The organism is Stenotrophomonas sp. RIT-551 (assembly GCF_026241915.1).
Lineage (GTDB): Bacteria > Pseudomonadota > Gammaproteobacteria > Xanthomonadales > Xanthomonadaceae > Stenotrophomonas > Stenotrophomonas bentonitica_A.
In genome coordinates this window covers 84,171-106,368 of the sequence record NZ_JAPJIU010000002.1, presented here as the reverse complement: position 1 = coordinate 106,368, position 22,198 = coordinate 84,171, and the positions used below count along the sequence as shown (strand labels likewise).

Here is a 22,198-nt window from a genome sequence, read left to right as displayed (position 1 = left end):
TTCAGGCTTTGTCAACAGTGACCCTGTTGACTGCCAACTTGTATGCGCGCTATACTTTTTGTCTGGGCAGATCGGGAAACCGGTCTGCCTCGATTTTTGAGGTCTACGGAAAGATCTTGTCGCCGCGCAGGAATGTGCGGCGTCTGCATTCAGGATATTCATGGGACAAGGCAACCCAGAGGCCTTGTCCGTCGCTCTTTTAACGAAGGAACCCACCGTCATGGCGGACCAAAAGATCCGGATTCGGCTGAAGGCGTTCGATCATCGTTTGATCGACCGTTCGGCCAGCGAGATCGTAGAAACGGCAAAGCGGACCGGCGCGCAAGTGCGTGGCCCGATCCCCCTGCCGACCAAGATCGAGCGTTACACCATTCTCGTCTCCCCGCACGTCGACAAAGACGCGCGTGACCAGTACGAGACCCGCACGCACAAGCGCGTGCTCGATATCGTTGACCCGAACGACAAGACCGTGGACGCGCTGATGAAGCTCGAACTGGCTGCCGGCGTCGACGTTCAGATCAAGCTGACCTGAGGACTACGACCATGACGAAGAAATATTCGTTGGGCTTCGTGGGCCGCAAGGCTGGCATGAGCCGCGTGTTCACCGAAGATGGCCAGGCCATCCCGGTAACCCTGATTGAAGCCACCCCGAACCGCATCGCGCAGATCAAGACCGTCGAAGCTGACGGCTACAGCGCCGTGCAGGTGACCGTCGGCGCGCGTCGCGCTGCCCTGGTCAACAAGCCGGAAGCCGGTCACTTCGCCAAGGCGAAGGTCGACGCGGGCCGTGGCCTGTGGGAATTCCGCGTTGAAGACGCGCAGCTCGGCGATTTCGCCGTCGGCGGCGAAGTCAAGGCGGACATCTTTGAAGTTGGCCAGAAGGTCGACGTCCAGGGTGTCACCAAGGGTAAGGGCTTCCAGGGCACCATCAAGCGCTACAACTTCCGTATGGGCGATGCAACCCACGGTAACTCGCTGTCGCATCGCGCGCCGGGTTCCTTGGGCCAGCGCCAGACCCCGGGTCGCGTTTTCCCGGGTAAGAAGATGTCCGGCCACATGGGTTCGGTGCAGCAGAGCACCCAGAACCTGGAAGTGGTGAAGGTCGATGTCGAGCGTGGTCTGATCGCGATCCGTGGTGCCGTTCCGGGCGCAGCGGGTGGTGACGTGATCGTTCGTCCGGCTAGCAAGGCATAAGGAGAGATGACGATGGAACTCGTTATCACGGGTAGCAACAACAAGGTCTCGGTCTCCGATGCCGTGTTCGGTCGCGATTTCAGCGAAGATCTGGTTCACCAGGTCGTCGTTGCTTACCGCAACGCCGGTCGCGCCGGCACCAAGGCACAGAAGACTCGCTCTGAAGTGGCTGGTACCACCAAGAAGTCGAAGAAGCAGAAGGGCGGCGGCGCGCGTCATGGCGCACTGACGGCTCCGATCTTCATCGGCGGCGGTGTCACCTTCGCGGCCAAGCCGCGCAGCTTCGAGCAGAAGGTCAACCGTAAGCAGTACCGTGCAGCCATGTGCGCGATCCTGTCCGAGCTGAACCGCCAGGGCCGTCTGACGATCGTGGAGTCCTTCGATGTCGAAGCGACCAACACCAAGTCGTTGATCGCCAAGCTGGCCGGCCTGGAAGTGGGCAAGCGTCCGCTGATCGTCACCGAAGATGCTTCCGAGCACCTGTACCTGTCGGCGCGCAACATTCCCTACGTGGAAGTGCGTGACGTGCAGGGCCTGGACCCGGTGTCGCTGGTCGGTGCCGACACGGTCGTCATCACCGCTGATGCGGTCAAGAAGGTCGAGGAGTGGCTGGCATGAGCAGCAACGAAAAAGTCTTCAGCGTGCTGCGCGCTCCGCGAGTCTCCGAAAAGACCGCGCGCCTGCAGGAACATTCCAACCAGTATGTCTTCGAAGTTTCGAACGAAGCCACCAAGGCCGATGTAAAGGCCGCGGTCGAGCAGCTGTTCGACGTCAAGGTCGAGTCGGTCAACGTGCTGAACGTGAAGGGCAAGAACAAGTCCTTCCGTAACCGCACCGGCCGCCGCGGCGATTGGCGCAAGGCGTACGTGCGTCTCGCCGATGGCCAGTCCATCGATGTAACGGCCAAGGCCTGAGGTCCATCCCATGCCATTGATGAAATTCAAACCCACTTCTCCCGGCCGCCGTTCGGCCGTGCGCGTGGTCACGCCCGATCTGCACAAGGGCGCGCCGCATGCCGCGCTGCTGGAGCCGCAGAGCAAGTCCGGTGGTCGTAACCACCACGGCCGCATCACCACCCGTCACGTGGGTGGTGGTCACAAGCAGCACTACCGTGTCATCGACTTCAAGCGCAACAAGGAAGGCATTCCGGCGCGCGTGGAACGCATCGAATACGATCCGAACCGCACCGCCCATATCGCCCTGCTGTGCTACGTCGACGGCGAACGCCGCTACATCATCGCACCGAAGGGCCTGAAGGCCGGTGACCAGGTGATCGCGGGTTCGGATGCGCCGATCAAGACCGGCAACACCCTGCCGCTGCGCAACATCCCGGTCGGTACCACTGTCCACGGCATCGAACTGAAGCCGGGCAAGGGTGCACAGATCGCGCGTGCCGCCGGCGCTGCCGTGCAGCTCGTCGCTCGTGAAGGCATCTACGCCACCCTGCGCCTGCGCTCGGGTGAAATGCGCAAGGTGCCGGTCGAGTGCCGCGCCACCATCGGTGAAGTCGGTAACGACGAACACAACCTGGAAAAGCTGGGCAAGGCTGGCGCCAAGCGCTGGCGTGGTGTCCGCCCGACCGTTCGTGGTGCTGCCATGAACCCGGTTGACCATCCGCACGGTGGTGGTGAGGCGAAGGCCGGCCAGGGCAACCCGCATCCGGTCACCCCGTGGGGTGTCCCGACCAAGGGTTACAAGACGCGCCATAACAAGCGCACCCAGCAATTCATCGTCCGCGATCGTAGGGGCTAATCGACCATGGCACGTTCACTCAAGAAGGGCCCGTTTGTCGATCACCACCTCATCAAGAAGGTGGAAGCCGCTGCGGGTAGCAAGAAGCCGATCAAGACCTGGTCGCGCCGTTCGATGATCCTGCCGGAAATGGTAGGCGTCACCATCGCCGTTCATAACGGTAAGAACCACGTTCCGGTGCTCGTCAACGAGAACATGGTCGGCCACAAGCTCGGCGAATTTGCCATCACCCGGACCTTCAAGGGTCACGGTGGTGACAAGAAGTCGGGCAAGTAAGGAGAGATGACAATGGAAGCGAAAGCAATCCTGCGCTCCGCGCGCATCTCTGCGCAGAAAGCCCGCCTGGTCGCTGACCAGGTGCGTGGCCTGCCGGCCGAGCGTGCGGTCAACCTGCTGAAGTTCTCGGACAAGAAGGCTGCCCACCTGATCAAGAAGGTGGTGGAGTCGGCTATTGCAAACGCCGAGAACAACCAGGGCGCCGACGTCGACGAGCTGAAGGTACAGACCATCATGGTAGATGAAGGTCCGACCCTGAAGCGTTTCATGGCGCGGGCGAAAGGCCGCGGCACCCGCATCCTCAAGCGCACCAGCCACATCACTGTGGTTGTGGGCGCCGGCAAGTAAGCGGAAAGGAAAACACCATGGGTCATAAAGTTCATCCGATTGGTATCCGCCTCGGCATTTCCAAGGACTGGAACTCCAAGTGGTACGCCAACAAGGCCGAGTTCGCTGGTTATCTGGCAGCCGACCTGAAGGTGCGGGACATGCTGCGCAAGAAGCTTGCGCAGGCCGGCATCAGCAAGATCCTGATCGAGCGTCCGGCAAAGACCGCTCGCGTGACGATCCACACCGCCCGTCCGGGCGTGGTGATCGGCAAGCGCGGTGAGGACATCGAGAAGCTGCGCAAGGAAGTGAGCGAAATGATGGGCGTCCCGGCGCACATCAACGTCACCGAAGTGCGTAAACCCGAGCTGGACGCACAGCTGGTTGCCGAGTCGATCGCGCAGCAGCTGGAGCGTCGCATCATGTTCCGCCGCGCGATGAAGCGCTCGGTCGGCAACGCGATGCGCCTCGGTGCCCTGGGCATCAAGGTCAACGTCGGTGGCCGCTTGAACGGCGCGGAAATCGCCCGTTCGGAGTGGTACCGCGAAGGCCGCGTGCCGCTGCATACGCTGCGTGCCGACATCGACTATGGCTTCGCTGAAGCCAAGACGACCTACGGCATCATCGGCATCAAGGTCTGGATCTACAAGGGCGAAGTCTTCGATTTCTCCCAGGTTGGCCAGGAAAAGCAGGACGACTCCCCGCGCAACGATCGTAACGATCGCGGCGACCGCGGTGACCGTCCGTCGCGCCCGGCTCGTGAAGCGAGGTAACGACAATGTTGCAACCCAAGCGAACCAAATACCGCAAGGTACACAAGGGCCGTAACGATGGTCTGAGCTGGAGCGGCAACGCCGTCAGCTTCGGCGAGTACGGCCTGAAGGCAACCGCTCATGGTCAGCTGACCGCGCGTCAGATCGAAGCGGCCCGCCGCTCGATCAGCCGCTACGTCAAGCGCGGCGGCAAGATGTGGATCCGAGTGTTCCCCGACAAGCCGATCACCAAGAAGCCCATCGAAGTCCGAATGGGTTCTGGTAAGGGCAACGTGGAGTACTGGGTAGCCCAGATCCAGCCCGGCCGCATGATCTATGAAATCGAAGGCGTCGCAGAAGACGTGGCACGTGAGGCGTTCCGCCTGGCTGCCGCCAAGCTCTCCGTGACCACCACTTTCGTGACCCGGACGGTGCTCTGATGGATATCAAACAACTTCGCGAAAAGTCGGCTGACGACCTGAAGAGCCACCTGATCGACCTGCGTAAGGAGCAGTTCTCGCTCCGTATGCAGCAGGTCACTGGCCAGCTGCCGAAGACCCACGAAACCCGCCGGGTTCGTCGCGAGATCGCTCGCGTCAAGACCCTGCTCGGCAGCACCAAGTAAGGATGGCCGCGATGAGCGATAACAACGACAGCAAGACGCTGCGCACGGTCGAAGGCCGTGTCGTCAGCAACAAGATGGACAAGACGGTCACCGTGTTGGTGGAGCGCCTGGTCAAGCACGCCCTGTACGGCAAGTACATCAAGCGTTCGACCAAGCTGCACGCACACGACGCCGACAACACCTGCAACGAAGGTGATGTCGTGCGCGTGGCCGAGATTGCTCCGATGTCCAAGACCAAGAACTGGCGCGTGGTGGAAGTCATCACGCGTGCGGCTGAATAAGGAGATCTGAATCATGATCCAGATGCAGAGCTACCTCGACGCCGCGGACAACTCCGGTGCCAAGGAACTGATGTGCATCAAGGTGCTGGGTGGTTCCAAGCGCCGTTATGCCCACATCGGCGACATCATCAAGGTCACCGTGAAGGACGCAATCCCGCGCGGCAAAGTCAAGAAGGGTGAAGTGTATGACGCCGTCGTGGTGCGTACCCGCAAGGGTGTGCGTCGCGCCGACGGCTCGCTGATCCGTTTCGACGGCAACGCCGCGGTCCTGCTCAACAACAAGCAAGAGCCGATCGGCACCCGCATCTTCGGACCGGTGACCCGTGAACTTCGTTCCGAGAAGTTCATGAAGATCGTCTCGCTCGCTCCCGAAGTTCTGTGAGCGCCAGGAGATAATCATGGCTAACCGTATCAAGAAGGGCGACCAGGTCGTCGTCAACACCGGCAAGGACAAGGGCAAGCAGGGCGAAGTCGTCCGCGTCGACGGCGATCGTGTGATCGTCGCCAACGTGAACATCGTCAAGCGCCACACCAAGCCGAACCCGCAGGCAGGCGTTGCCGGCGGCGTGGTCGAGCGTGAAGCGTCGATCCATATCTCCAACGTGAATGTGCTGAACCCGGCTTCGGGCAAGGGCGAGCGCGTTGGCTTCAAGGTGCTGGAGGATGGACGCAAACTGCGTGTGTTCCGCTCCAGCGGTGAGGCGCTCGACGCCTGAGGAATGAGCTGATGAATTCCCGTCTCGAAAAGTTTTACAAGGAAGAAGTGGTGCCGGCGCTGATGAAGCAGTTCGGCTACACCAATCCGATGCAGGTTCCGAAGCTGGTCAAGGTCACCCTGAACATGGGTGTCGGCGAAGCAGCCACGAACAAGAAGATCCTGGAAAATGCCGTCGCCGATATGGCCAAGGTCTCCGGTCAGAAGCCGATCGTGACCAAGTCCCGCGTCTCGGTGGCATCGTTCAAGATCCGCGATGGTTGGCCGATCGGCTGCAAGACCACGCTGCGTCGTGAAAAGATGTACGAGTTCATGGACCGTCTGATCAACATCTCGTTGCCGCGCGTGCGCGACTTCCGTGGTGTCTCGGGTCGTTCCTTCGACGGTCGCGGCAACTTCAACATGGGTGTGAAGGAACAGATCATCTTCCCGGAAATCGACTTCGACGCTGTCGACGCGATCCGCGGCATGGATATCGCCATCACCACCACCGCCAAGACCGATGCGGAAGCGAAGGCGCTGCTCGCAGCGTTCAAGTTCCCGTTCCGTAACTGATACGTCGAGGAATCCGAAATGGCAAAGACCTCCATGGTCAACCGCGACCTCAAGCGTGCGAAGCTGGCCGTCAAGTACGCCGGCAAGCGTGAAGAGCTGAAGAAGATCATCTCCAGCACGACCGCGTCGTACGACGAAAAGGCCGAGGCCGTCATCAAGCTGCAGAAGCTGCCGCGCGACTCGTCGCCGAGCCGTCACCGCAACCGTTGCGAGCTCTCGGGCCGCCCGCGTGGCGTGTACAGCAAGTTCGGCCTGGGCCGTAACAAGCTGCGTGAAGCCACCATGCGTGGCGACGTGCCGGGCCTGCGCAAGGCCAGCTGGTAAGGGATTCGTCCCTTCCACTGCCGCGCGCCTTCACGGCACGGGGCAGGGGAGAGGGGCCGGTTTTCCGGTCCTGATCCCGGATTAAGGGAGCCCGACGCAAGTCGGGCTCTTTTTGCCGTATACTCCCGCGTCTTGCTCCGTCACGGGGGCTGGCGTAGAGCGGGCCGTTGGTCCGCTGAACAGGCAACAAGGGCCCTGGCCCATCCCAGGTAGACACAAGATTTTCGCGAAAGCGGATATCGGTGCACTCAAAGGTATCGACTATGAGCATGACTGATCCCATCGCCGATCTGCTGGTACGCATCAAGAATGCGGCCGCGGTTGGCAAGCAGACGGTGAAAGCACCGTCGTCCAAGATCAAGGTGGCAATCGCAGAGGTGTTGAAGGCCGAAGGCTACATCACCGATCTGCGCGTGACCAAGATCGAGAACAACAAGGCCGAGCTTGAAATCGTCCTGAAGTATTTCGAAGGCAAGCCGGTCATCGAGACCCTGAAGCGCTTCTCGCGTTCGGGTCTGCGCCAGTACCGTGGCAAGTCCGAGCTGCCGAAGGTCCTCAACGGCCTGGGTATCTCCATCATCTCCACCTCCAAGGGCATCATGACTGATGCGCAGGCGCGCCAGTTGGGCGTCGGCGGCGAAGTCCTGTGCTTCGTGGCCTAAGGCGAGAAGGAAACAACTATGTCCCGCGTAGCCAAGAAGCCAGTCAACCTGCCCAAGGGCGTTGAACTGAACATCCAGCCGGAATCCGTCAGCGTGAAGGGCCCGAAGGGCACCCTGTCGCTTACCAAGGTTGCTGGCGTTGAAATCACTGTCGACAACGGCGTTGCCACCCTGGCCGCCAACGATGCCTCGCTGGTCGCCCTCACCGGCACCGTGCGCGCCATCCTGGCCAACATGGTCCACGGCGTGACCGAAGGCTTCGAGCGCAAGCTCGAGCTGGTCGGCGTCGGTTACCGTGCCGCCATGCAGGGCAAGGACCTGAACCTGTCGCTCGGGTTCTCGCATCCGGTCCTGTTCGTGGCGCCGGAAGGCATCACCATTTCGACCCCGACCCAGACCGAAGTGCTGGTCCAGGGCACCGACAAGCAGCGCGTTGGCGAAGTTGCCGCCAAGATCCGTGGCTTCCGTCCGCCGGAGCCCTACAAGGGCAAGGGTGTGAAGTACGCCGGCGAAGTCATCATTCGTAAGGAAGCCAAGAAGGCGTAACTCACGCCCTCAGCTTTCAAGGAAAAAGATCATGAACAAGAACATCGCTCGTCTGCGTCGTGCCAAGTCGACCCGTGCCCACATCCGTGTGCTCGGCGTGCCGCGTCTGTCGGTGCTGCGCACCGGTCAGCACCTGTACGCCCAGGTCTTCACCGCCGACGGCTCCAAGGTGCTGGCAGCTGCCAACACCACCCAGGCCGACGTCAAGGAAGGCCTGAAGAACGGCAAGAACAGCGACGCCGCCGCCAAGGTTGGCAAGCTGGTCGCCGAGCGCGCCAAGGCTGCGGGCATCGAGAAGGTCGCTTTCGACCGCTCGGGCTACCGCTACCACGGCCGCATCAAGGCACTGGCTGATGCAGCCCGCGAAGGCGGCCTGCAGTTCTAAGGGATAAGGAAGCGGGGCTGGTCCCCGCTTCCGCCTGCCTGCCGGCGCGGGTTGCGCCGGGCGACGTCCTTCTTCTGCAGGGGCGCTCGAATCACCGCTCCATCTCACAGCTATAAGCGGCCCTGAGCCGTACATACTCAATCAATCAAGGAATCAACATGGCAGAAGAACGTCAGCAGCGGGGTCGCGATCGCGATCGCCGCGAAGAGAAAGTCGACGACGGCATGATCGAAAAGCTGGTCGCGGTCAACCGCGTCAGCAAGACCGTCAAGGGCGGCCGCCAGTTCACCTTCACCGCACTGACCGTGGTCGGTGACGGCGCAGGCAAGGTCGGCTTCGGTTACGGTAAGGCGCGTGAAGTGCCGGTCGCGATCCAGAAGTCGATGGAACAGGCTCGCAAGAACCTGGCCACCGTCGATCTGAACAACGGCACCCTGTGGCACCCGGTGAAGTCCGGCCACGGCGCAGCCCGCGTGTTCATGATGCCGGCCTCCGAAGGTACCGGTGTGATTGCCGGTGGTGCCATGCGCGCCGTCCTGGAAGCCGTTGGCGTCAAGAACGTGCTGGCCAAGGCCGTCGGTTCGCGTAACCCGATCAACCTGGTTCGCGCCACGCTGAAGGGTCTGACCGAAATGCAGTCGCCGGTCCGCATCGCGGCCAAGCGCGGCAAGAAGGTGGAGGATCTCAACCATGGCTAATGAAACCGTCAAGACCGTCAAGGTCCGCCTGGTGGCTGGCCTGCGTGGCACCCAGTCGCGTCACCGCCTGTCGGTGCGTGCCCTGGGCCTGAACAAGCTCAACGATGTGCGTGAACTGAAGGACAGCCCGCAGGTTCGCGGCCTGATCAACAAGGTCCACTACCTCGTCAAGGTTGAGGAATAATCCAATGACCATGCATCTGAATGAATTGAGCCCGGCACCGGGCGCTCGTAAAGAGCGCACCCGCGTCGGTCGTGGTATCGGCTCCGGCCTGGGCAAGACCTGCGGCCGCGGCCACAAGGGTTCGTTCGCCCGTAAGGGTGGCGGCAAGATCAAGGCAGGCTTCGAAGGCGGCCAGACCCCCATGCAGCGTCGTCTGCCGAAGGTCGGTTTCCGTTCCAAGATCGCCAAGGACACCGCTGAAGTGCTGTCCTACCAGCTGGAACGCCTGGAAGCCGGCGAGATCGACTTTGCCGCGCTGCGCGCTGCCAAGCTGGTCCCGAGCACCGCCAAGCGTGCCAAGATCGTCATGAAGGGTGACCTGACCAAGGCCTTCACCCTGAAGGGCGTCGCTGCAACGGCCAGTGCCAAGGCCGCGATCGAAGCTGCCGGCGGCAGCGTACAGGAGTAAGACATGGCGCAAGCTGGCATTGGTAACCTCGGCGGCGGGCTCGGCAAGTTCACGGAACTCCGCCAGCGCCTGCTGTTCGTCATCGGGGCATTGATCGTCTATCGCATCGGCTGTTATGTGCCGGTGCCTGGCGTCAATCCCGATGCCATGCTTGCGCTCATGCAGGCGCAGGGCGGCGGCATCGTGGACATGTTCAACATGTTCTCGGGCGGCGCCCTGCACCGTTTCAGCATTTTCGCGCTGAACGTGATGCCGTACATCTCGGCATCCATCGTGATGCAGCTGGCGGTCCACATCTTCCCGGCATTGAAATCGATGCAGAAGGAGGGTGAATCGGGTCGTCGCAAGATCACCCAATATTCCCGCATCGGCGCCGTGTTGCTGGCGGTGGTGCAGGGCGGCAGCATCGCGCTGGCGCTGCAGAACCAGGTCTCCCCGGGCGGTGCCCCGGTCGTCTACGCACCGGGCATGGGCTTCGTGCTCACCGCCATCGTCGCGCTGACCGCCGGTACCATCTTCCTGATGTGGGTCGGTGAGCAGGTCACCGAGCGCGGCATCGGCAACGGTGTGTCGCTGATCATCTTCGCCGGCATCGTGGCCGGCCTGCCGGGCGCGGTCATCCACACCGTGGAAGCCTACCGCGACGGCAACATGAGCTTCATCGCCCTGCTGCTGATCGTGCTGGTGGTGCTGGCCTTCACCTACTTCGTGGTGTTCGTCGAGCGCGGCCAACGCCGCATCACGGTGAACTACGCACGTCGCCAGGGCGGCCGCAACGCGTACATGAACCAGACCTCGTTCCTGCCGCTGAAGCTGAACATGGCGGGCGTGATCCCGGCCATCTTCGCCTCAAGCATCCTGGCGTTCCCGACGACGCTGGCGATGTGGTCCGGCCAGGCCAGCTCGGCCACGTGGCTGCAGAAGGTCGCCAACGCCCTCGGGCCGGGCGAGCCGCTGCACATGATCGTGTTCGCTGCGCTGATCAGTGGCTTTGCGTTCTTCTACACCGCGCTGGTGTTCAACTCGCAGGAAACCGCCGACAACCTGAAGAAGTCGGGCGCGCTGATTCCGGGCATCCGTCCGGGCAAGGCCACCGCCGACTACGTGGATGCCGTGCTGACCCGCCTGACGGCTGCCGGTTCGCTGTACCTGGTGATTGTCTGCCTGCTGCCGGAAATCCTGCGCACCCAGCTGGGCGCCTCGTTCTACTTCGGCGGCACCTCGCTGCTGATCGTGGTGGTGGTGGTGATGGACTTCATCGCCCAGATCCAGGCGCACCTGATGTCGCACCAGTATGAGAGCCTGTTGAAGAAGGCCAACCTGAAGGGCGGCAACCGCGGCGGTTTTGCCCGCGGCTGATTGACCTGTTACACTAGTCTTCTTGTTGTGAAGGCCCTCCGGTTCCCGGACTGGCCTTCCAAATCGAAGGGCGGCCCCTGCAGCGGTTTCGGGTGGGGGTGTGATGTGGTGGTCCCGCGCGGGAGTAGCGCGGGCGGCGGCGAGGGCAACCTCTGCAGTCAACGACATCCGGCGCCGGAGCATGGGCACACTCCCCACGCCGGGTCCATGGAACCTCAAGGTTCCACGGGCTTCCCAGTAAACCGAGACCTTGATAGAATCGCTAGTTCACTTTTTTGATCCATCCTGCCGGATTGGCGCGCCCATGGTGCGCTGTCGGCCATCACTCAGCTGGAGAACCGCGTCATGGCGCGTATTGCAGGCGTCAACCTGCCAGCCCAGAAGCACGTCTGGGTCGGGTTGCAAAGCATTTACGGCATCGGCCGTACCCGTTCGAAGAAGGTCTGCGACGCCGCAGGCGTGACCTCGACCACCAAGATCCGCGATCTGTCGGAGCCGGAAATCGAGCGTCTGCGTCTCGAAGTCGGCAAGTACATCGTGGAAGGCGATCTGCGCCGTGAAATCGGTATCGCGATCAAGCGCCTGATGGACCTGGGCTGCTACCGCGGTCTGCGTCACCGTCGCGGTCTGCCGCTTCGTGGCCAGCGCACCCGTACCAACGCCCGCACCCGCAAGGGCCCGCGCAAGGCGATCAGGAAGTAAGGGACCTAAGAAATGGCTAAGCCCGTCGCTAAGACCAAGAAGAAGATCAAGCGCGTCGTCACTGACGGCGTCGCCCACGTCCATGCTTCTTTCAACAACACCATCGTGACCATCACCGACCGTCAGGGCAACGCTCTGTCGTGGGCGACCTCCGGTGGCGCTGGCTTCCGCGGTTCGCGTAAGTCCACCCCGTTCGCTGCCCAGGTGGCTGCCGAGAAGGCCGGCCGTGCCGCGCTCGACTACGGCGTCAAGTCCCTGGAAGTCCGCATCAAGGGCCCGGGTCCGGGTCGTGAGTCGGCCGTGCGCTCGCTGAACAACGTGGGCTACAAGATCACCAACATCATCGACGTGACGCCAATCCCGCACAACGGGTGCCGTCCGCCGAAGAAGCGTCGCGTCTAAAGGAGCGATAAGAAATGGCTCGTTATATCGGTCCTACCTGTAAGCTCGCCCGCCGCGAAGGCGCCGACCTTTCCCTCAAGAGCCCGGCCCGTGCGCTGGACTCCAAGTGCAAGCTGGAGCAGAAGCCCGGCCAGCACGGCGCCACTGCCCGTAAGGGCAAGCTGTCCGACTACGCTACCCAGCTGCGCGAAAAGCAGAAGGTCAAGCGTATCTACGGTCTGCTGGAGCGTCAGTTCCGCAACTACTACAAGAAGGCCTCGACCAAGAAGGGCAACACCGGCGAGAACCTGCTGCAGTTGCTGGAAACCCGTCTGGACAACGTCGTCTATCGCATGGGCTTCGCTGTGACCCGTCCGGCTGCCCGTCAGCTGGTCTCGCACCGCGGCGTCACCGTGAACGGCAAGTCGGTCAACCTGGCTTCGTACCAGGTCAAGGCTGGCGACGCCGTCGCTCTGTCCGAGAAGGCTGCCAAGCAGCTGCGCGTTCAGGAAGCCCTGACCGTGTCTGCCACGCATGACCTGCGTCCGTCGTGGGTTGAAGTTGATTCCGGCAAGTTCGCCGGCATCTTCAAGGCCGTGCCGGATCGTTCGGACCTGCCTGCGGATATCAACGAAGCGCTGATCGTCGAGTTGTATTCGAAGTAATTCACATTGGAGAACCTCCGGGTCACACCGGAGGTTCGCAGGAGAACCCGCAACATGACGGTTACCGCCAACCAGGTTCTGCGTCCTCGCGGTCCGCAGATCGAACGCCTTACCGATACCCGCGCCAAGGTCGTCATCGAACCCTTGGAGCGTGGTTACGGGCATACGCTGGGCAACGCCCTGCGTCGCGTGCTGCTGTCGTCCATCCCGGGCTTCGCCATCACGGAAGTCGAAATCGATGGCGTACTGCACGAGTACACCACGCTCGAAGGCTTGCAGGAGGACGTGCTGGAAGTCCTGCTCAACCTGAAGGACGTGGCCATCCGCATGCATACCGGTGACAACGCTACGTTGTCGCTGTCCAAGCAGGGTCCGGGTGTCGTGACCGCTGCTGATATCAAGCTGGACCACAACGTCGAAGTCCTCAACAACGACCATATCATTTGCCACCTGACCAAGGACACGGCAATCAATATGCGTCTGAAGATCGAGCGTGGTTTCGGCTACCAGCCGGCGGCCGCGCGTCGTCGTCCGGATGAAGAAACCCGTGCCATCGGCCGTCTGGTCCTGGACGCCTCGTTCTCGCCGGTCCGTCGCGTCGCCTATTCGGTGGAAGCGGCCCGCGTTGAACAGCGTACCGATCTGGACAAGCTGGTGCTGGACATCGAAACCAACGGCACGATCGATGCCGAGGAAGCCGTGCGCACTGCCGCCGACATCCTCAGCGATCAGCTGTCGGTCTTCGGTGACTTCACCCACCGCGACCGCGGTGCGGCCAAGCCGGCCAACAATGGCGTGGATCCGGTGCTGCTGCGCCCGATCGACGACCTGGAACTGACCGTGCGTTCGGCCAACTGCCTCAAGGCAGAGAGCATCTATTACATCGGCGATCTGATCCAGAAGACCGAAGTGGAGCTGCTCAAGACCCCGAACCTCGGCAAGAAGTCGCTGACCGAGATCAAGGAAGTCCTCGCACAGCGCGGCCTTTCGCTCGGCATGAAGCTGGAGAACTGGCCGCCGGCCGGTGTCGCCCAGCACGGCATGCTCGGCTGATCCAGCGCTACGCAAGATGCTTTACCCCGCACCTTCGGGTGCGGGGGCTTCACCGGCAACACCCCGCACCGACAGGTCGATAGCCTGCGGTGACGGCCAGCCAGGACGGCTGGCACCGGACCATCCGCAGTCCAAGCAGCAACGCCAGGATGGCGACAGCGATACCCAACCGATCCAACATTCACTTCAGGAATCACCGTCATGCGTCATATGAAGTCCGGTCGCAAGTTCAACCGCACCAGCGCCCATCGCGAAGCAATGTTCAAGAACATGGCCGCGTCGCTGTTCAAGCACGAGCTGATCAAGACCACCCTGCCCAAGGCCAAGGAACTGCGCCGCGTTGCCGAGCCGCTGATCACCCTGGCCAAGGTCGACTCCGTCGCCAACCGTCGTCTGGCGTTCGCTCGCCTGCGCGACAACGAAGCCGTCGGCAATCTGTTCACCACCCTGGGCCCGCGTTACGCGAACCGTCCGGGCGGTTACCTGCGTCTGCTGAAGTGCGGTTTCCGCGCTGGCGACAATGCGCCGATGGCCTATGTTGAGCTGGTCGATCGTCCGGCCGCTGTGGCTGAAGCCGTCGAAGAGTAATCTTCGAGCTGTACCTGTTATTCGGTGAAGAACCCGGCCTGGTGCCGGGTTTTTCCGTTTCTGGGGTTTGATGACGGCAAGAGCGTGGCGCTGCGGGTGGGGGGGCGTTGGCGCGGGTAGGTTGGCGGGAACGCCTGCACACATGGTCGGTGCGCATGGGGTAAAGCGGCGCATGTGCCGGTCTCGACGCGTGGGTAGTACCGGCCGCTGGCCGGCTCCTCGGCACCATCACCACGTTCGTGTGGTTCGGCGTGCTGCACGGAACACGCTGTCCGGTCGGCTGCGCCGATGGTCGGCAGGTGCGCATGGACGTGGGCGGTCACGGCCCTGCTAATCTTGGCGCCTGGACTTTCACGAGTGTTGGCAATGAATCCATTGCGTTGGAGTTTCCGCGCCCAGTTCCTGCTGGGGTTCCTGGTCTGCGCGGCGCTGTTGGGGTATGCGATCTTCCTGCAGCTGAAGATGGGGCTGGAGCCGTGCCCGTTGTGCATCTTCCAGCGGATCGCGTTTGCGGCGCTGGGGCTGCTGTTCCTGATCGGGGCGCTGCACGGTCCGCGTGATCCGGCCGGGCGGAAGACTTATGGCGTGCTGGCCTTCATCGCGGCGGCTGTCGGTATCGGCATTGCCGGGCGCCATGTGTATGTGCAGTTGCTGCCGCAGGACATGGGCTCGAGCTGCGGGCCACCGTTGAGCTTCCTCAGCGAGACGATGGGGCCGTTCGAGGTGTTCCGCACGGTGCTGACCGGTACCGGCAACTGCGGCAACATCGATTGGCAGTTCCTGGGCCTGACGATGCCGATGTGGAGCCTGGTGTGGTTCGCGGCCTTGGCGCTGTGGGCGCTGGTGACGGCGTTCCGTGCGCGCCGCCGCCACTGAGGTCGCATCCGGCCGTCTCCGGCCTGGCACGCGTTGCGCGGCCAGGTCGGAGGCTGCGGTCAGGTCGGGATGTTCCCGGCCTGATCCGGTCGCAAGGCGTCAGGGTACCGCTCAGAAGTCCTGCTGCAGGCTGAGGTAGGCGCCACGGCGTGGGCCCCACTGCGGGGCGAAGACGCCGATCCCGCCGCCGTCGCGCAGCTGGTAGCTGCGGTCCAGTGCGTTGACCAGGGCCAGCTGTGCATGCAGCGGGTGGCCGCTGTCGGCGTTGAAGTCGTGGCCGGCACTGAGGTTGAGCTGGAAGTAGGCGGGGAGTTCGCCGCCGTTGGGCACGCCATCGGCGTCCGAGCGCAGGCCGCTGCCGAAGACGTAGTCGGCGCCAAGACGATTGTGGCCGGCGAAGGCGTAGCTGATGCCGCCGGAGGAGGTCAATTTCTGGTCGTGGTCCAGGTGGATCCAGTTGTCCTGGACATAGGCCAGTGCCTCCGGATCCAGGTTGTACTGGCCAGTGATGACCTGCTTGCCCATGGCCTTGTTGTAGGCCGCGTTGACGTAGGCGCTGAGCGGGCCATTGCTGTAGTCGGCGCTGAATTCCACGCCGTGGATATGCCCGTAGCGATAGTTGAAGGTCGAGTAGATGTAGGCGGCGCCGAACTGGCCTTCGTCCTGCAGCCGGTCGACCTTGCGGTCATAGGCGTCCAGGCCGAGGGTGAGGTGATCGCCGATCTGCTGGGAGACGCCGATGTCGAAGTAATCGCTGCGCTCGGACAGCGGGATCGTGCTGCCGCCGGCCGGTTGCTGGTTGGTGGTGCCCTCATAGAGGGCGATGTCGCTGCTGGCCACCAGTTCGCTGGCCGGCGGGGTGAAGTAGCGCGAGTAGCCGGCGTGCACGGTGGTGCTGTCGCTGGCGTTCCAGACCACGCCCAGGCGCGGGCTGAGCTGGCCCTCGGTGCCACCGAAGGCCTTGTAGCGGTCGCCGCGCAGGCCGTAGTTGATCGTCCAGTCGTCGCCCAGGCGCCATTCGTCCTGCAGGTAGACAGCCGTGGTGGTGGCGTTGAAGGCATTGGCGTCGAGGATGCGCAGCGGCGTCGTGCTGGCCTGCTGGCCGTCGGCATCGACCGGGAAGACCCAGGTGTCGCTGCCGGCGCGGGCGCGCTCGGCGTTGACGTACAGGCCATAGCGCAGCGTGTGGTTCTCACCCAGCGGCGTGGAGAAATCGGCCTGCACGCTGTTGGCGCGATTGCTGCGCTCCACCTGCGAGGCCACGCCGTTGAAGATGAGGTCGCCGGCGAGGTCCGGGTCGAAGGACAGGTCGCTGTAGCGCTGGCCGGCCGAGACCTGGTAGGCGGTGTCGCCCACTGTTCCCTGCAGCACCAGCATGCCGAAGCGGGTGGTCTCGCGCTGGTTTTCGTCCAGCGCGGCCGAGGCGGCGTTCACCGTATCCAGGTAGCCGAACTGCGGGCTCTGGCCGGGGTTGACCGGAATCTGGAAGCGGTTGTTGGAGAAGCCGGCGAACAGGCTCAGGCGGGTGGCGTCATTGACCAGGTAGGTCAGGTCGGCGAACGCCTTGCCCTGGTGGGTGTCATCGTGGTCCGGCCGGCGCGAGGCGGTGGGATTTTCCATGCCGACCTGGTCCTGGTCGTAGTTGCCGGTCAGGTACCAGCTCCAGCGGCCCTGGCTGCCCCACCACGAGGCGTTGGGGTTGACCTTGCCGTAGGAGCCGGCGGTGAGGCCGGCGCTGCCGCCATTGCCCAGCTCGGCACCGCTGCGGGTGGTGATGTCGACCACGGCGGCGGTGCGCTCGCCAAACTGTGCCGGCAGGGCGCCATCCATCAGGCGGAGGCTCTTGATCGCGCGGGCGTCCAGGGTCTGGCCGAAGCCGGAGATCGATTCGGGCAGCAGGACGCCGTTGAGGCGGTACTGGAGGTTGGCGTGGTCGCCGCGCACGTGCACGCCGCCGTACGAGTCCTGGACCACGCCCGGTGCCTGCAGCAGCACCTGGTTCAACGGGGTGGCGGCACCCAGCGGCAGGTTCTGGATGTCTTCGGCGGTGATCTGGTACTGGCTGCTGCCGATATCCGGCGACAGGGCGTTGCGCGCCTGGTCGAGCTGGGCGCTGACGGTGACGGCATCCAGATCGGTGACGGCGGGGGTGGTGTTGGCAGGGGCGGCGGCGAGGGCGGGCAGGCCGGTCAAGGCCAGGGAAATAGCAATACCGGTAGCAAGCAGGGAGGGCTTCATGAGGATGGCTTGGCTGGGCAAAGGGGGGAGGGGGCCGGCCTGGCAAGTGTTACTCCGTAACAAATCATGCGCCTGTCCGCGGCCGCTGGACCATGCGCGATCTGGCCGATCGCCGCGCCCGTTGACCGGTGTTCAGCCGCGCAGGCCGGCCCAGCCCTTTGCGGCGGCGGCGCGCTCTGCGACCATGACCGGCCCCACACCCCGGAAGTCCGTGATGAGCCTGTCCGCCCCCCCCGTAGCCGATCCCGCCGCGACCGCCGTCGACGCTGCCTGGTCGCCGGAGAGCTGGCGTGGCAAGCCGGCGCTGCAGATGCCGACCTACCCGGACCCGCTGGCGCTGGATGCCTCGCTGCACGAGCTCAAGCGGCTGCCGCCGCTGGTGACCTCCTGGGAGATCCTGGCGCTCAAGCAGCAGCTGGCCGATGCCCAGGAAGGCAAGCGCTTCCTGCTGCAGGGCGGTGACTGCGCGGAGAACTTCAGCGACTGCGAATCCACCACCATCTCCAACCGGCTCAAGGTGCTGCTGCAGATGAGCCTGGTGCTGGTACACGGCATGCGCAAGCCGGTGATCCGGGTCGGGCGTTTCGCCGGGCAGTACGCCAAGCCGCGCTCGGCCGATACCGAAACCCGCGACGGCGTGACCCTGCCCAGCTACCGCGGCGACGTGATCAATGCGCCGGAATTCACCGAAGCTGCCCGTCTGCCCGACCCGCGGCGGATGCTGCAGGCGCATGCGCATTCGGCGATGACGATGAACTTCGTGCGGGCGCTGATCGATGGCGGCTTCGCCGATCTGCACCACCCCGAGTACTGGAACCTGGAGTGGGTGCGGCATTCGCCGCTGGCCACCGATTACCAGAAGATGGTGTCCTCGATCGGCGACGCGGTGCGCTTCATGGAAACGCTGTCCGGCACGCAGGTGTACAACCTCAACCGGATCGACTTCTACACCTCGCACGAAGCGCTGCTGCTGCCCTACGAGCAGGCGCTGACCCGCCAGGTGCCGCGCCAGCAGGGTTGGTTGAACCTGAGCACGCACTACCCGTGGATCGGCATGCGCACCGCGGCGCTGGATGGCGCGCACGTGGAATACCTGCGTGGCGTGCGCAATCCGATCGCGATCAAGGTCGGCCCGTCGGTGCAGCCGGACCAGCTGCTGCGCCTGATCGATGTGCTCAACCCCGATGACGAACCGGGCCGCCTGAGCTTCATCCACCGCATGGGCGCGGCTCAGATCGCGCAGAAGCTGCCGCCGCTGTTGAATGCGGTCAAGCGCGATGGCCGGCGCGTGCTGTGGGTGTGCGATGCGATGCATGGCAATACCGAGAGCACCAGCAATGGCTACAAGACGCGCCGTTTCGACAACGTGCGTGGCGAGGTCGAGATGTCCTTCGATCTGCATGCCGCGGCCGGCACGCGGTTGGGCGGCGTGCACCTGGAGCTGACCGGGGAGGACGTGACCGAATGCACCGGCGGCGCCCGCGAGCTGACCGAACGCGACCTGGAGCGTGCCTACCGCTCCTCCGTCGATCCGCGCCTGAACTACGAGCAGTCGCTGGAGATCGCGATGGCGATCGTGCGCAAGCAGGCGCATTACGCCGACTGACCCGGGGGCGTGTCCTCGACACGCACCTTACATTTGTCTGATACCCCGGTCATGGTGGTACCGGTATCCTGTGGACTTCCTTGCGAAGAACACAGGAGCGTGCAGTGACCGTGGACTGGCAGCAGGCAGCGCTGTATCTATGGCCGATCTCGATCGCACTGGTGATCGGGATCACGGGCTGGTGGTTGCTGATGGCGTTGACGCGGCGCTTGAAAAACCGCGATTACCGCCGCGCCCGCATCGCGCGCGTGATCAGCCGGCCGCTGGCGTTCGCGCTGCCGCTGCTGCTGCTGATTCCCGCGCTGGAAGCCACGCCGCTGCACGGGCGTTGGCTGGATCAGTCACTGCGCCTGCTGCATATCGGCCTGACCGGCTGCTTCATCTGGCTGCTGGTGCGCGCGGTCGCTGCCGGCGAGCAGGCGATCCTGCGCGACCACCCGATGGAGGTGGCCGACAATCTCGAAGCGCGTCGCATCCAGACCCAGACCCGCGTGCTGAGCCGCGTGCTGATGGGCGCGATCATCCTGGTCGGCGTCTCGCTGATCCTGCTGACCTTCCCGATGGTGCGCCAGATCGGCACCGCGCTGCTGGCCTCGGCCGGCATCATCGGCCTGGTCGCCGGTATCGCGGCCAAGCCGGTGTTCGGCAACCTGATCGCCGGCCTGCAGATCGCCTTGACCCAGCCGATCCGGCTGGACGATGTGGTGATCGTGGAAGGTGAGTGGGGCCGGGTGGAGGAAATCAACAGCAGCTACGTGGTGGTGCGGATCTGGGATGCGCGGCGGATGGTGGTGCCCCTGACGTGGTTCATCGAGCACCCGTTCCAGAACTGGACACGGCGCAGTGCGGACCTGCTCGGCACTGCCTTCCTGTGGCTGGATTACACCGCGCCGATCCCGGCGATCCGCGCTGAACTGGAGCGGATCTGCAAAGGCGAGGCACTGTGGGACGGCCAGGTCTGCGTAACCCAGGTGACCGAAACCAGCGAGCACACCCTGCAGGTGCGCCTGCTGGTGAGCGCGCGCAACTCCGGCGATGCATTCGATCTGCGCTGCATCGTGCGCGAGCGGATGCTCGATTTCCTGGCGCGCGAGCATCCGCAGGCGCTGCCGCGCACCCGTGCCGAGCTCAACCAGGAAGTGACGCCGACGCGCCGGCCGCGCTCGCAGCCGGCCGAGGATGTGCGCTCGCCCGGGGCCGAGGATGGTGAGCCGGCGATCCTGCCAGACCCGGGTGATGCATCCCGGTAGTGCCGGCCGCTGGCCGGCAAACGCATGGACCTTGGGTCGGGATCGCGTGGTTGCCGGCCAGCGGCCGGCACTACCGAGGTGGGACGTACGTTATCGGGTAGGTGCCGACCGTTGCTCGGTACACGCCCGTCAGGGGGCGACGGCGTTCGTCAGCAGACTGTCGGTCTGGAAGCGTGGTGGGCGGCGCGCCCGCGTGCGCTGCTCGTAGGCGTAGCCCAGTTCGATCAGGCGCGGTTCGCTCCACGCGGTGCCCATGAACAGCAGGCCCAGCGGCAGGCCGTTCACGTGCGCCATCGGAACGGTCAGGCTCGGGTAGCCGGCCACGGCGGCAGCGCTGTAGCTCTCGCCCGGGAAGTCATCGCCACTGCCCGGCCGGATCGGCCAGGCCACGCCGGTGGTCGGGGCCACCAGCGCATCCAGTTTCTGCTCGCGCAGCACCGCATCGATGCCCTCGGGGCCGGCCAGGCGGCGTGCGTCACTGCGTGCGCGGATGTACGCCGGGGTGCCCGGCCCGCCCATGGTGGCGGCGGTTTCCATCAGGTCCTGGTCGAACAGCGCCAGCTCCTTGCCCGCGTGCTGCCGGTTCCAGGCGATCACGTCCTCCAGGCTGCGCACCGGGGCCTGGTAGGTGGTGAAGTAGCGCTGCAGCCCCGCCTTGAACTCGTGCATCAGCACGATGCGTTCGGCGTCCTGCCACTGGCCCTGGGTCGGCAGCTGCACCGGTACCACGGTGGCGCCGGCGTCGCGCAGCACGGCCACGGCATGCTGCAGGGCCGGGGCGATGCCTGGCTTCTGCATCAGGTCGCCATACAGCACGCCGACCCGCGCGCCGCGCAGGCCATCGGCGTTGAGGCGGGAGGTGTAGTCGTAGACCGCGCGCCCGGGCATGGTCGCGGTGGCCGGGTCGGCCTCGTCGCGGCCGGCCATGGCGGTCAGCAGGGCCGCCGCATCGGCGACGCTGCGCGCCATCGGGCCGGCGGTGTCCTGGCTGAAGGAGATCGGGAGGATGCCTTCCCGGCTGACCAGGCCGACGGTCGGTTTCAGCCCGACCACGCCGTTGACGGCGGCCGGGCAGACGATGCTGCCATCGGTTTCCGTTCCGATCGCCGCCACCGCCAGGTTGGCCGACACCGCCACCGCGCTGCCGCTGCTGGAGCCGCAGGGGCTGTGGCTGAGCCGATACGGGTTGCGGGTCTGTCCGCCACGCGCGCTCCAGCCAGAGACCGATTGGCTGGAGCGGAAGTTGGCCCATTCGCTCAGGTTGGTCTTGCCCAGGATCAGCGCGCCGGCCGCGCGCAGCCGCTTGACCAGGAACGCATCGTCGGGGCGGAAGCCTTCCAGTGCGAGCGAGCCGGCAGTGGTACTCATGGGGCTGGCGCCGATGTTGTCCTTGAGCAGCACCGGGATGCCGTGCAGCGGGCCGCGGAGCTGGCCCCGGCGGCGCTCGGCGTCCAGTTGGGCGGCCTCGCGCAGTGCGTCCGGATTGAGCTCGATGACCGCGCGCAGGCGCGGGCCGGCGCGGTCGAGGCGGGCGATGCGGTCCAGGTAGGCGCGGGCCAGGGTGACGCTGTCCAGCTCGCCGCTGGCCATGCGCGCCTGCAGATCGGCGATGTCGGCTTCGGCGTAGGCGAAGGGAATCGGCGCGCTGGTGGGCGGTGCCGCGGCAGGCGACTCACGGGCGTGCAGGGGCGCCGGGCCCGGGCTGCAGCCGGCCAGTGCGATGAGCATCAGTGATGTCAGTGTCAGGCGCATGCCT

The 22,198-nt window shown here is 64.3% G+C and carries 32 protein-coding genes; 30 read left to right on the top strand and 2 right to left on the bottom strand.

The window, feature by feature from the left end:
- Positions 1-220 precede the first annotated feature (220 nt).
- The 28 genes from rpsJ to ORK51_RS03010 all read left to right on the top strand — a co-directional run bounded on the left by rpsJ (position 221) and on the right by ORK51_RS03010 (position 15,348).
- Positions 221-532 carry a 30S ribosomal protein S10 gene (gene rpsJ, locus ORK51_RS03145; RefSeq protein ID WP_010341589.1) on the top strand — a complete coding sequence of 104 codons (312 nt, stop codon included), beginning with the start codon at positions 221-223 and terminating at the stop codon, positions 530-532.
- An 11-nt stretch (positions 533-543) separates the two neighbouring features.
- The gene (gene rplC, locus ORK51_RS03140; RefSeq protein ID WP_019186145.1) at positions 544-1,194 is read left to right on the top strand and encodes a 50S ribosomal protein L3; all 651 of its coding nucleotides are present in this window, start codon (positions 544-546) and stop codon (positions 1,192-1,194) included.
- A gap of 12 nt (positions 1,195-1,206) precedes the next feature.
- Positions 1,207-1,812 (top strand): 50S ribosomal protein L4, encoded by a 606-nt coding sequence (gene rplD / locus ORK51_RS03135; protein ID WP_019186146.1) that lies wholly within the window; start codon positions 1,207-1,209, stop codon positions 1,810-1,812.
- A complete protein-coding gene (gene rplW / locus ORK51_RS03130) occupies positions 1,809-2,108 on the top strand; it encodes a 50S ribosomal protein L23 (RefSeq protein ID WP_019186147.1) in 300 nt (99 codons plus the stop codon). The genes rplD and rplW overlap by 4 nt, the downstream gene beginning before the upstream one ends.
- 10 nt (positions 2,109-2,118) lie before the next feature.
- The gene (gene rplB, locus ORK51_RS03125) at positions 2,119-2,946 is read left to right on the top strand and encodes a 50S ribosomal protein L2 (protein ID WP_017355408.1); all 828 of its coding nucleotides are present in this window, start codon (positions 2,119-2,121) and stop codon (positions 2,944-2,946) included.
- 6 nt (positions 2,947-2,952) lie between these two features.
- Positions 2,953-3,222, top strand: coding sequence for a 30S ribosomal protein S19 (rpsS, locus tag ORK51_RS03120; RefSeq protein WP_019186148.1), 270 nt, complete (start codon positions 2,953-2,955; stop codon positions 3,220-3,222).
- Positions 3,223-3,234: 12 nt separating this feature from the next.
- Positions 3,235-3,570 carry a 50S ribosomal protein L22 gene (rplV, locus tag ORK51_RS03115; RefSeq protein ID WP_017355410.1) on the top strand — a complete coding sequence of 112 codons (336 nt, stop codon included), beginning with the start codon at positions 3,235-3,237 and terminating at the stop codon, positions 3,568-3,570.
- A 17-nt stretch (positions 3,571-3,587) separates the two neighbouring features.
- Positions 3,588-4,322, top strand: coding sequence for a 30S ribosomal protein S3 (gene rpsC, locus ORK51_RS03110; RefSeq protein WP_019186149.1), 735 nt, complete (start codon positions 3,588-3,590; stop codon positions 4,320-4,322).
- Positions 4,323-4,327: 5 nt separating this feature from the next.
- Positions 4,328-4,741, top strand: coding sequence for a 50S ribosomal protein L16 (gene rplP, locus ORK51_RS03105; protein WP_019186150.1), 414 nt, complete (start codon positions 4,328-4,330; stop codon positions 4,739-4,741).
- On the top strand, positions 4,741-4,926 hold the full coding sequence (gene rpmC / locus ORK51_RS03100) for a 50S ribosomal protein L29 (RefSeq protein WP_019186151.1): 186 nt from the start codon (positions 4,741-4,743) through the stop codon (positions 4,924-4,926). Before rplP ends, rpmC begins: the two co-directional genes overlap by 1 nt.
- 11 nt (positions 4,927-4,937) lie before the next feature.
- On the top strand, positions 4,938-5,207 hold the full coding sequence (rpsQ, locus tag ORK51_RS03095; RefSeq protein ID WP_019186152.1) for a 30S ribosomal protein S17: 270 nt from the start codon (positions 4,938-4,940) through the stop codon (positions 5,205-5,207).
- Between the two features lie 13 nt (positions 5,208-5,220).
- Positions 5,221-5,589 (top strand): 50S ribosomal protein L14, encoded by a 369-nt coding sequence (rplN, locus tag ORK51_RS03090; RefSeq protein WP_019186153.1) that lies wholly within the window; start codon positions 5,221-5,223, stop codon positions 5,587-5,589.
- Between the two features lie 16 nt (positions 5,590-5,605).
- Positions 5,606-5,923, top strand: a complete 318-nt coding sequence (gene rplX, locus ORK51_RS03085) for a 50S ribosomal protein L24 (RefSeq protein ID WP_017355416.1) — start codon at positions 5,606-5,608, stop codon at positions 5,921-5,923.
- Positions 5,924-5,934: 11 nt separating this feature from the next.
- On the top strand, positions 5,935-6,477 hold the full coding sequence (gene rplE, locus ORK51_RS03080; protein WP_019186154.1) for a 50S ribosomal protein L5: 543 nt from the start codon (positions 5,935-5,937) through the stop codon (positions 6,475-6,477).
- An 18-nt stretch (positions 6,478-6,495) separates the two neighbouring features.
- The gene (gene rpsN, locus ORK51_RS03075; RefSeq protein ID WP_019186155.1) at positions 6,496-6,801 is read left to right on the top strand and encodes a 30S ribosomal protein S14; all 306 of its coding nucleotides are present in this window, start codon (positions 6,496-6,498) and stop codon (positions 6,799-6,801) included.
- 263 nt (positions 6,802-7,064) lie between these two features.
- A complete protein-coding gene (gene rpsH, locus ORK51_RS03070; RefSeq protein WP_019186156.1) occupies positions 7,065-7,463 on the top strand; it encodes a 30S ribosomal protein S8 in 399 nt (132 codons plus the stop codon).
- 18 nt (positions 7,464-7,481) lie between these two features.
- Positions 7,482-8,009: a 50S ribosomal protein L6 gene (gene rplF / locus ORK51_RS03065; protein ID WP_070426689.1), complete on the top strand. Its 528-nt coding sequence runs from the start codon at positions 7,482-7,484 to the stop codon at positions 8,007-8,009.
- 31 nt (positions 8,010-8,040) lie between these two features.
- A complete protein-coding gene (gene rplR, locus ORK51_RS03060) occupies positions 8,041-8,394 on the top strand; it encodes a 50S ribosomal protein L18 (RefSeq protein ID WP_019186158.1) in 354 nt (117 codons plus the stop codon).
- A gap of 158 nt (positions 8,395-8,552) precedes the next feature.
- Positions 8,553-9,092, top strand: a complete 540-nt coding sequence (gene rpsE / locus ORK51_RS03055; RefSeq protein ID WP_019186159.1) for a 30S ribosomal protein S5 — start codon at positions 8,553-8,555, stop codon at positions 9,090-9,092.
- Entirely contained in the window at positions 9,085-9,276 is a 192-nt protein-coding gene (rpmD, locus tag ORK51_RS03050; RefSeq protein ID WP_019186160.1) for a 50S ribosomal protein L30, read from the top strand. Before rpsE ends, rpmD begins: the two co-directional genes overlap by 8 nt.
- Before the next feature lie 4 nt (positions 9,277-9,280).
- Entirely contained in the window at positions 9,281-9,724 is a 444-nt protein-coding gene (rplO, locus tag ORK51_RS03045; RefSeq protein WP_019186161.1) for a 50S ribosomal protein L15, read from the top strand.
- Between the two features lie 3 nt (positions 9,725-9,727).
- Positions 9,728-11,083: a preprotein translocase subunit SecY gene (gene secY / locus ORK51_RS03040; protein ID WP_019186162.1), complete on the top strand. Its 1,356-nt coding sequence runs from the start codon at positions 9,728-9,730 to the stop codon at positions 11,081-11,083.
- Between the two features lie 345 nt (positions 11,084-11,428).
- On the top strand, positions 11,429-11,785 hold the full coding sequence (gene rpsM / locus ORK51_RS03035) for a 30S ribosomal protein S13 (RefSeq protein WP_019186163.1): 357 nt from the start codon (positions 11,429-11,431) through the stop codon (positions 11,783-11,785).
- A 12-nt stretch (positions 11,786-11,797) separates the two neighbouring features.
- The gene (gene rpsK / locus ORK51_RS03030) at positions 11,798-12,187 is read left to right on the top strand and encodes a 30S ribosomal protein S11 (protein WP_017355427.1); all 390 of its coding nucleotides are present in this window, start codon (positions 11,798-11,800) and stop codon (positions 12,185-12,187) included.
- 14 nt (positions 12,188-12,201) lie between these two features.
- Entirely contained in the window at positions 12,202-12,831 is a 630-nt protein-coding gene (rpsD, locus tag ORK51_RS03025) for a 30S ribosomal protein S4 (RefSeq protein ID WP_019186164.1), read from the top strand.
- A 54-nt stretch (positions 12,832-12,885) separates the two neighbouring features.
- Positions 12,886-13,884 carry a DNA-directed RNA polymerase subunit alpha gene (locus ORK51_RS03020; RefSeq protein ID WP_019186165.1) on the top strand — a complete coding sequence of 333 codons (999 nt, stop codon included), beginning with the start codon at positions 12,886-12,888 and terminating at the stop codon, positions 13,882-13,884.
- A gap of 201 nt (positions 13,885-14,085) precedes the next feature.
- Positions 14,086-14,472 (top strand): 50S ribosomal protein L17, encoded by a 387-nt coding sequence (rplQ, locus tag ORK51_RS03015; RefSeq protein WP_019186166.1) that lies wholly within the window; start codon positions 14,086-14,088, stop codon positions 14,470-14,472.
- 366 nt (positions 14,473-14,838) lie between these two features.
- A complete protein-coding gene (locus tag ORK51_RS03010) occupies positions 14,839-15,348 on the top strand; it encodes a disulfide bond formation protein B (RefSeq protein WP_019186167.1) in 510 nt (169 codons plus the stop codon).
- A gap of 111 nt (positions 15,349-15,459) precedes the next feature.
- Here the strand turns inward: ORK51_RS03010 and ORK51_RS03005 are convergent, their stop codons facing one another.
- Positions 15,460-17,586 carry a TonB-dependent receptor gene (locus tag ORK51_RS03005; RefSeq protein WP_266083954.1) on the bottom strand — a complete coding sequence of 709 codons (2,127 nt, stop codon included), beginning with the start codon at positions 17,584-17,586 and terminating at the stop codon, positions 15,460-15,462.
- A 214-nt stretch (positions 17,587-17,800) separates the two neighbouring features.
- On the opposite strand from ORK51_RS03005, the gene ORK51_RS03000 reads away from it, so the two are divergent.
- Together ORK51_RS03000 and ORK51_RS02995 are read left to right on the top strand one after the other, a co-directional pair.
- Positions 17,801-19,192 (top strand): class II 3-deoxy-7-phosphoheptulonate synthase, encoded by a 1,392-nt coding sequence (locus tag ORK51_RS03000; protein ID WP_046272403.1) that lies wholly within the window; start codon positions 17,801-17,803, stop codon positions 19,190-19,192.
- A 104-nt stretch (positions 19,193-19,296) separates the two neighbouring features.
- Positions 19,297-20,442, top strand: coding sequence for a mechanosensitive ion channel family protein (locus ORK51_RS02995; protein WP_399622140.1), 1,146 nt, complete (start codon positions 19,297-19,299; stop codon positions 20,440-20,442).
- Positions 20,443-20,571: 129 nt separating this feature from the next.
- On the opposite strand, the gene ORK51_RS02990 is transcribed toward ORK51_RS02995, so the two are convergent.
- Positions 20,572-22,194 carry an amidase gene (locus ORK51_RS02990; protein WP_266083951.1) on the bottom strand — a complete coding sequence of 541 codons (1,623 nt, stop codon included), beginning with the start codon at positions 22,192-22,194 and terminating at the stop codon, positions 20,572-20,574.
- Positions 22,195-22,198 lie beyond the last annotated feature (4 nt).

Excerpts from the sequence above, each read along its gene's own strand:
- rpsJ (WP_010341589.1), top strand. The coding sequence starts at position 221 with ATGGCGGACCAAAAGATCCGGATTCGGCTGAAGGCGTTCGATCATCGT.
- rplC (WP_019186145.1), top strand. The coding sequence starts at position 544 with ATGACGAAGAAATATTCGTTGGGCTTCGTGGGCCGCAAGGCTGGCATG.
- rplD (WP_019186146.1), top strand. The coding sequence starts at position 1,207 with ATGGAACTCGTTATCACGGGTAGCAACAACAAGGTCTCGGTCTCCGAT.
- rplW (WP_019186147.1), top strand. The coding sequence starts at position 1,809 with ATGAGCAGCAACGAAAAAGTCTTCAGCGTGCTGCGCGCTCCGCGAGTC.
- rplB (WP_017355408.1), top strand. The coding sequence starts at position 2,119 with ATGCCATTGATGAAATTCAAACCCACTTCTCCCGGCCGCCGTTCGGCC.
- rpsS (WP_019186148.1), top strand. The coding sequence starts at position 2,953 with ATGGCACGTTCACTCAAGAAGGGCCCGTTTGTCGATCACCACCTCATC.
- rplV (WP_017355410.1), top strand. The coding sequence starts at position 3,235 with ATGGAAGCGAAAGCAATCCTGCGCTCCGCGCGCATCTCTGCGCAGAAA.
- rpsC (WP_019186149.1), top strand. The coding sequence starts at position 3,588 with ATGGGTCATAAAGTTCATCCGATTGGTATCCGCCTCGGCATTTCCAAG.
- rplP (WP_019186150.1), top strand. The coding sequence starts at position 4,328 with ATGTTGCAACCCAAGCGAACCAAATACCGCAAGGTACACAAGGGCCGT.
- rpmC (WP_019186151.1), top strand. The coding sequence starts at position 4,741 with ATGGATATCAAACAACTTCGCGAAAAGTCGGCTGACGACCTGAAGAGC.
- rpsQ (WP_019186152.1), top strand. The coding sequence starts at position 4,938 with ATGAGCGATAACAACGACAGCAAGACGCTGCGCACGGTCGAAGGCCGT.
- rplN (WP_019186153.1), top strand. The coding sequence starts at position 5,221 with ATGATCCAGATGCAGAGCTACCTCGACGCCGCGGACAACTCCGGTGCC.
- rplX (WP_017355416.1), top strand. The coding sequence starts at position 5,606 with ATGGCTAACCGTATCAAGAAGGGCGACCAGGTCGTCGTCAACACCGGC.
- rplE (WP_019186154.1), top strand. The coding sequence starts at position 5,935 with ATGAATTCCCGTCTCGAAAAGTTTTACAAGGAAGAAGTGGTGCCGGCG.
- rpsN (WP_019186155.1), top strand. The coding sequence starts at position 6,496 with ATGGCAAAGACCTCCATGGTCAACCGCGACCTCAAGCGTGCGAAGCTG.
- rpsH (WP_019186156.1), top strand. The coding sequence starts at position 7,065 with ATGAGCATGACTGATCCCATCGCCGATCTGCTGGTACGCATCAAGAAT.
- rplF (WP_070426689.1), top strand. The coding sequence starts at position 7,482 with ATGTCCCGCGTAGCCAAGAAGCCAGTCAACCTGCCCAAGGGCGTTGAA.
- rplR (WP_019186158.1), top strand. The coding sequence starts at position 8,041 with ATGAACAAGAACATCGCTCGTCTGCGTCGTGCCAAGTCGACCCGTGCC.
- rpsE (WP_019186159.1), top strand. The coding sequence starts at position 8,553 with ATGGCAGAAGAACGTCAGCAGCGGGGTCGCGATCGCGATCGCCGCGAA.
- rpmD (WP_019186160.1), top strand. The coding sequence starts at position 9,085 with ATGGCTAATGAAACCGTCAAGACCGTCAAGGTCCGCCTGGTGGCTGGC.
- rplO (WP_019186161.1), top strand. The coding sequence starts at position 9,281 with ATGACCATGCATCTGAATGAATTGAGCCCGGCACCGGGCGCTCGTAAA.
- secY (WP_019186162.1), top strand. The coding sequence starts at position 9,728 with ATGGCGCAAGCTGGCATTGGTAACCTCGGCGGCGGGCTCGGCAAGTTC.
- rpsM (WP_019186163.1), top strand. The coding sequence starts at position 11,429 with ATGGCGCGTATTGCAGGCGTCAACCTGCCAGCCCAGAAGCACGTCTGG.
- rpsK (WP_017355427.1), top strand. The coding sequence starts at position 11,798 with ATGGCTAAGCCCGTCGCTAAGACCAAGAAGAAGATCAAGCGCGTCGTC.
- rpsD (WP_019186164.1), top strand. The coding sequence starts at position 12,202 with ATGGCTCGTTATATCGGTCCTACCTGTAAGCTCGCCCGCCGCGAAGGC.
- ORK51_RS03020 (WP_019186165.1), top strand. The coding sequence starts at position 12,886 with ATGACGGTTACCGCCAACCAGGTTCTGCGTCCTCGCGGTCCGCAGATC.
- rplQ (WP_019186166.1), top strand. The coding sequence starts at position 14,086 with ATGCGTCATATGAAGTCCGGTCGCAAGTTCAACCGCACCAGCGCCCAT.
- ORK51_RS03010 (WP_019186167.1), top strand. The coding sequence starts at position 14,839 with ATGAATCCATTGCGTTGGAGTTTCCGCGCCCAGTTCCTGCTGGGGTTC.
- ORK51_RS03005 (WP_266083954.1), bottom strand. The coding sequence starts at position 17,586 with ATGAAGCCCTCCCTGCTTGCTACCGGTATTGCTATTTCCCTGGCCTTG.
- ORK51_RS03000 (WP_046272403.1), top strand. The coding sequence starts at position 17,801 with ATGAGCCTGTCCGCCCCCCCCGTAGCCGATCCCGCCGCGACCGCCGTC.
- ORK51_RS02990 (WP_266083951.1), bottom strand. The coding sequence starts at position 22,194 with ATGCGCCTGACACTGACATCACTGATGCTCATCGCACTGGCCGGCTGC.